We start from the raw sequence: 6,174 nt of genomic DNA on the forward strand, positions 1-6,174 counted from the left end.
CCCCACGCGCATCCCGATCTCGCTCGTCTACCGCTCCGACCTCGTCACCCCGGGCGCCCCCGCCCCCCTCGTGCTCTACGGCTACGGATCGTACGAGGCGAGCATCGATCCCTCGTTCTCGGTGGCACGTCTCTCCCTCCTCGACCGCGGCGTCGTGTTCGCCATCGCGCACGTTCGAGGCGGTGGCGAGCGCGGCCGGTGGTGGTACGAGCAGGGCAAGGAGCTTCAGAAGCGCAACACCTTCACCGACTTCATCGCCGCCGCCCACCATCTCGTCGAGGCCGGTGACACCACGCCCGAGCTGCTCGTCGCACAGGGCGGCAGCGCGGGCGGGCTCCTGATGGGAGTCGTCGCGAACGAAGCCCCCGAGCTCTTCGCCGGCATCCTCGCCCAGGTGCCCTTCGTCGACGCGCTCACCTCGATCCTCGATCCGTCGCTCCCGCTCACCGTCATCGAGTGGGATGAGTGGGGAGACCCCCTGCACGACCCCGAGGTCTACGCCTACATGAAGTCGTACACCCCGTACGAGAACGTACGGCCCGGCATCCGCTACCCGCGCATCCTCGCGGTGACCAGCCTGAACGACACCCGTGTGCTCTACGTCGAACCCGCGAAGTGGGTGGCGAAGCTCCGCGCCGAGGGTGCAGACGCCCTGCTGAAGATCGAGCTGACCGCCGGCCACGGCGGGGTCAGCGGCCGCTACGAACGCTGGAAGGAGACCGCCTACGAGTACGCCTGGATGCTCGACGTACTCGGCCGAGCATGAGGCCCGCGCATACACCGTTCGCCGCGCGACGGCCACGGGCACCGTTCGACCGGCCCTCCAGCGTAGGGTTACCAGTGACGTTTGCAGGCCACGACGAAGGCGACTCATGACCGAAACCGCAGCAGCTGAAACCCCGGCGTTCGATTCCGAGCCGTTCGACAGCGCGCTCCTCGATTCACTGGCCGAATGGATGCCTCGCCAGCGCTGGTTCGGCGGCAAGGGCTCCCGCCCGAAGCTCCGGCTCATCGGCAGCTTCGACCTGCCGCACGGCGACGCAGAGGTGCGCGTGACCACGTTCCTCGTTCTCGATGAGGGCGGCCAGCAGTCCCGGCTCTACCAGGTGCCCCTCACGGTGCGGAGCGAGCGCACCCCCGAGCTCGAAGCCTCCCTGATCGTCGCCCTCAGCGCCACCCCCGGTGCGGGTCACCGGTCCGCCTCCGGCGCGGCCTCGGGCTCCGGCCCCGAGATCCCCGAGAACTCGGTCACGGTCGGCGACGAGGGCGCGCACACCCAGTTCGTCTACGACGGAACGCACGACCTCGCCTACTCCGGCGCGCTGCTCGACCTCATCACCCGCGACCAGGCGAGCGACGGCACCGGCGGCGCCACAGCCACTGGGCGCGCGCAGCTCTCCGGGCATCCCCTCTCGGTGATCTCGGCCAAGGTGCTGAGCGGCGAGCAGTCCAACTCGTCGATCATCATGACCGTCGAGTCGGCGGAGGGCGAGGCGCACACCCCTGTCATCTGCAAGGTCTTCCGGGTTCTGCACCACGGCAACAACCCCGATGTCGTTCTGCAGTCCGCCCTGGCCAAGGCAGGGTCGAACCGGGTCCCCGCGTCGATCGGCAGCGTCGTCGGCCAGTGGCACGACTCGCGCATGCCCGACGGCCGAACCTCCGGCCACCTCGCCTTCGCGCAGGAGTTCCTCCCCGGCGTCGAAGACGCCTGGCGCGTCGCGCTCGATGCCGTCGAGTCGGGCCGTTCGTTCGTCGCGGAGGCCACGGCGCTCGGCGAGGCGACGGCCGAAGTGCACGAGACGCTCGCGGCCGTACTGCCGACCATCGAGCCCTCCGACGACGTGGTCGCCGCCGTCATGACGAGCATGCGCCGCCGCCACGGCGGAGCCGTTCGCGAGGTGCCCTCGCTCGCCGAGCACAACGACGCCATCGAGCGCGTCTTCGAAGCCGCAGAGGCGAGCCCCTGGCCGAACCTGCAGCGCATCCACGGCGACTACCACCTCGGCCAGGTGCTGCACACGCCCACCGGCGGCTGGGTGCTCGTCGACTTCGAGGGCGAACCGCTCCGGCCGATGGTCGAACGCAGCCAGCCCGACCTCGCCCTCCGCGACATCGCCGGGATGCTCCGCTCGTTCGACTACGTGGCAGGCTCCCACGCGCAGACGCACCCCGGCGAGTCGGCGACGCAGTGGGCGCTGGATGCCCGTGCCGCCTTCCTCGACGGCTACATCGCGCGCTCGGGGGTCGACCTCCGAGCGAACCGGGCCCTGCTCGACGCGTTCGAGATCGACAAGGCGCTCTACGAGGCGATCTACGAGGTGCGGAACCGCCCCACCTGGGTCTCGATCCCGACCGCCGCGGTCGCACGCCTGGCGAACCGCCCCCGTAGCTAGCGCCCGGCGCCGGCTACGCGCGCAGGTCGCGCACGGCCGGCCCCTCGAGCAGGCTGCCGTCGGGGGCGAACCGCGAGCCGTGCAGCGGGCAATCCCACGAGGTCTCCGCGGAGTTCCAGCTGAGCACGCCGCCGAGGTGCGGGCACACCGCCGACACCTGGCAGGTGCGCCCTGCCACCGTCGATGTTCCCGTGGGGCGGAGCCCGCTCCGGCCGATCCCACCCTCGCCCTCCGGCGGCACCGGCAGATCATCCGTCGCCGGGCCGGCCAGCGCCGACGCCCACCCCTTCAGCGCCCACCACCCCGTCGCCGCGTTCGCGCCGATGCCCGACCCGATCGCGGCCGGCAGCGTGATGCGGTGGTGCAGCACCTTCGCCCACTCCGGCGTCGACCCGGCCAGGTCACCCACCAGCGTCAGCGCCGCCTGCACAGCATTGGTCATGCCCCACTTGTCGTATCCGCTCGCGAAGTAGATGCGGCCGCGACCCCGGGGCAGAAAGCCGACGAACGGGACCCGGTGCGGCGTCTCGTAGTCCTGCGCACTCCACGAGTGCGTCGGAACCGCGCCCGGGAAGTGCCGCGCCGTCCACGCGTGCAGGTCGTCGACGAGCGCCCGGGTGTCGCTCACGCGACCGACCGGATGCCCGTTGCCGCCGACGATGAGCGCCGACGAGCCGTCGGCGCCCGGCGCCGTGCGGAGCGAGCGACTGGGCGCATCCACCGACAGGTACATGCCTTCCGGAAGCGACGCCGACCCCTCGGAGGGCACCGTGTACGACGCCGAGTACGACCGCAGCGGCTTCAGTTTCGCGAAATACAGCCCGCGGTCGAGGATCGGCGTACCCGTCGTCAGGTGCACATGCTCGCCGAAGACGTCACCGCGCGTCGTGCGCACCTCGGCAGGGGCCGACGCCTTCACCCCGACCACCCGCGTCTCATCGACGATGACCCCACCGAGCTCCCGCACGTCGGCGGCGAGGGCGGCCAGCACATCGAGCGGGTCGAACTGTGCCTGCCCGGGCAGCACGACCGCTCCGAACGTCTCGAACGGAAGATCCACCCGGTCGGTCAGCCGCACGTCGAGCCCCGCCGAGCGCGCGAGGCGGTACTCACGCTCGACCGCCGCAACACCGTCGGGCGTGCCGGCGTAGCTCACAGCATCCCGCCGCTGCACCGGAATGCCCCGCGACGACGCGTAGTCGAGCATCCACTGCTGGCCGGCGCGGTTGGCGTCGACGTAGGCCTGCACGATGCTCTGGTAGGTGTGCGCCTTGATCTTCTGCAGCTGGCTGCCCTGCAGCAGCGACAGCTTGGCCGTCGAATTGCCGGTCGCCACAGCACCCACCGAGCGCGCCTCGATCACGGCGACGCGCTTGCCCGCCCGGGCGAACAGCAGCGCTGTGACGAGACCGGTCAGGCCCGCCCCCACCACCACTTCGTCGTAGCGGGCTCCCGGCTCGAATGGATCGGTCGGGATGTCGCGGGGCGAAGCCAGCCAGAGAGACGTCATCGGATCAGCGTACGCCGCCGTCGTTCACAGCCAGCCGCGCTTCTTGAACATGCCGTAGAGGCCTATGCTGGCCGTCGCCATCACCAGCAGCGCCGCGGGATACCCCCACCACTGGTGAAGCTCCGGCATGTAGTCGAAGTTCATGCCGTAGACGCCCGTCACGACGGTCGGGGCGAAGAAGATGGCGGCCCAGGCGGAGATCTTCTTGACCTCATCGTTCTGGTGGTTGCTCGTCTCGGCGAGCTTCTTCATGTCTTCGTTCTGCCGCTGCGCCACGAGCGTCGCATTCACCGTCAGGATCTCGCGGAGGGTCTGGCGGAAGCCGTCCACCCGCTCATTGACCACCGCGACGTGGTCGGCGACGTCGCGGAAGGCGCGCCGGAGCTCCAGCCCCGCCTCGTCTTTCTCGAACGTCGACCGGATGGTCTCGAGCATCCCGGTCAGCGGAAGCGTGGCGCGCTGGAAGTCGAGCACTTCCTGTGAGAGTTCGTAGATGCGCCGCGACACAGCGGGATCACCCTCGAAGACCTGCGCCTCGATCTCGTCGATGTCGGTCTCGAGACCGGCGACGACCGGTGCGTACTGGTCGACCACCGCATCCATGATGCCGTAGAGGGCCGCGGTCGGCCCGTGCGAGAGCAGCTTCGGGTCGCTCTCCATCCGTCGGCGCACCACCGACAGGTCGGGCGACGCGCTGTGCCGCACCGACACGACGAAGTTCGGGCCCACGAAGAGGTGCAGCTCGCCGAACTCGACCTCCTCCCGTTCGTCGACGTAGAAGGCGGCGCGCAGCACGACGAAGAGGATGTCGCCGTAGCGTTCGAGCTTCGGGCGCTGGTGGGCCGCGACCGCGTCTTCGACGGCGAGCGGGTGCAGGCCGAACTCCTGTTCGAGCTCGGCCAGCGCCGCAGCGTTCGGGCGGAACAGGCCGATCCAGGCGAGGGCGTTCGGGATGCTCGCCAGCGCCTCGATCGTTTGGTGCGGGGTCGCGGGCGAGAGCACGCGCCTGCCCTCGGAGTAGATCGCATTGTCGATCACCCCGCCGAGCAGACCGTCGTTCGACGGGTCGTTCTGCGGCTCGGCGATCGCCGGATCCTCGACCGCGGGTCGCCGGGTGACCGCTCCCTTGATGACCTGTGAGAATCTCATGGGAATCGCCACCCTTCCTGCGTCTTTCCGGGGCCCACGCTCGCCCCGCCGACCTCAGAATGACATACTTCTTGCGGCACGATTCCCATCCGTTCCTGTTCGCTCCGGCACCGCGTGGCGTTAACCCCGCGTACAGATTCGTCTGGTTGTCTGTAGATCGCACCACCCGTCGTGCGCCTCACACAGCGGGAAGTCAACCCGAAACGGCTCACTTCACAATGCCAACCCTCGCGCAGTATCCGCGTCCTGACCACTTCGTCCTCCACTTCAGCGACACGCACTTCGTCGGCCACGACGACCTGCTCTACGGCAAGGTCGATGCAGAGGGTCACCTCACCCGCATCCTCGACGAGTTGCTCGACTCCGGAGCCCGCCCCGAGGCGATCGTCTTCACGGGCGACCTGGCCGACAAGGGCGACCCGAAGGCCTACGAGAAACTCCGCAACATCGTCGAACCCGCCGCCGCGAAGCTCGGTGCAGAGGTCATCTGGGTGATGGGCAACCACGACAACCGCGCGGCGTTCCGCGCCGGCCTGCTCGACCAGCAGCCGTCGATGAAGCCGATCGACCGCGTCTTCGACGTCAACGGCCTGCGCATCATCACCCTCGACTCGACGGTTCCCGGGTCGCACTACGGCGAGGTCACCCACGAGCAGCTCGACTGGCTCGCCGAAGAGCTCTCCAGCCCCGCGCCGCACGGCACGATCCTCGCCATGCACCACCCGCCCGTGCCCAGCGTGCTCGATCTCGCGGTCATGGTGGAGCTGCGCGACCAGGCGTCACTCGCCGAGGTACTGCAGGGCAGCGACGTTCGCTCGATCATCGCCGGGCACCTGCACTACTCCTCCACCGCCATGTTCGCCGGCATCCCCGTCTCAGTCGCCTCGGCCACCTGCTACACCCAAGACCTGAACGTGCCCGTCGGCGGCACCCTCGCCCGCGACGGCGCCCAGGCGTTCAACCTCGTGCACGTCTACGAGAACACCGTGCTGCACTCTGTCGTGCCCATCGGCCACTACGCCCAGGTCTCCTACACGAACGCCGCAGAGACCGCCGCGATCCTCGAGAAGGCGGATGTCGCGTTCGCGCCCCCCGCCGCCGCCCCCGTCACGCCCGAGG

General features: G+C 69.5%; 5 protein-coding genes. 3 read left to right on the forward strand and 2 right to left on the reverse strand.

Annotated elements, in window-relative coordinates:
• Together C5B96_RS07780 and C5B96_RS07785 are read left to right on the forward strand one after the other, a co-directional pair.
• Nucleotides 1-766: prolyl oligopeptidase family serine peptidase (locus C5B96_RS07780; RefSeq protein ID WP_146078113.1), on the forward strand; the 766-nt coding region annotated here is incomplete at its 5' end.
• A 106-nt stretch (nt 767-872) separates the two neighbouring features.
• Nucleotides 873-2,396 carry a phosphotransferase gene (locus tag C5B96_RS07785; RefSeq protein WP_104244602.1) on the forward strand — a complete coding sequence of 508 codons (1,524 nt, stop codon included), beginning with the start codon at nt 873-875 and terminating at the stop codon, nt 2,394-2,396.
• 13 nt (nt 2,397-2,409) lie between these two features.
• Here the strand turns inward: C5B96_RS07785 and C5B96_RS07790 are convergent, their stop codons facing one another.
• Together C5B96_RS07790 and C5B96_RS07795 are read right to left on the reverse strand one after the other, a co-directional pair.
• A complete protein-coding gene (locus C5B96_RS07790) occupies nt 2,410-3,906 on the reverse strand; it encodes an FAD-dependent oxidoreductase (protein WP_104244604.1) in 1,497 nt (498 codons plus the stop codon).
• Nucleotides 3,907-3,930: 24 nt separating this feature from the next.
• Nucleotides 3,931-5,055, reverse strand: coding sequence for a magnesium and cobalt transport protein CorA (locus C5B96_RS07795; RefSeq protein WP_104244608.1), 1,125 nt, complete (start codon nt 5,053-5,055; stop codon nt 3,931-3,933).
• A gap of 218 nt (nt 5,056-5,273) precedes the next feature.
• On the opposite strand from C5B96_RS07795, the gene C5B96_RS07800 reads away from it, so the two are divergent.
• Nucleotides 5,274-6,174 (forward strand): phosphodiesterase (locus C5B96_RS07800; protein WP_104244606.1); only part of this gene is annotated, 901 nt, incomplete at its 3' end.

Source organism: Subtercola sp. Z020, from assembly GCF_002931235.1.
Taxonomy (GTDB): Bacteria; Actinomycetota; Actinomycetes; order Actinomycetales; family Microbacteriaceae; genus Subtercola.

What these genes read in the sequence shown, in the direction of transcription:
- C5B96_RS07785 (WP_104244602.1), top strand. Translation starts at nt 873, where the DNA reads ATGACCGAAACCGCAGCAGCTGAAACCCCGGCGTTCGATTCCGAGCCG.
- C5B96_RS07795 (WP_104244608.1), bottom strand. Translation starts at nt 5,055, where the DNA reads ATGAGATTCTCACAGGTCATCAAGGGAGCGGTCACCCGGCGACCCGCG.
- C5B96_RS07790 (WP_104244604.1), bottom strand. Translation starts at nt 3,906, where the DNA reads ATGACGTCTCTCTGGCTGGCTTCGCCCCGCGACATCCCGACCGATCCA.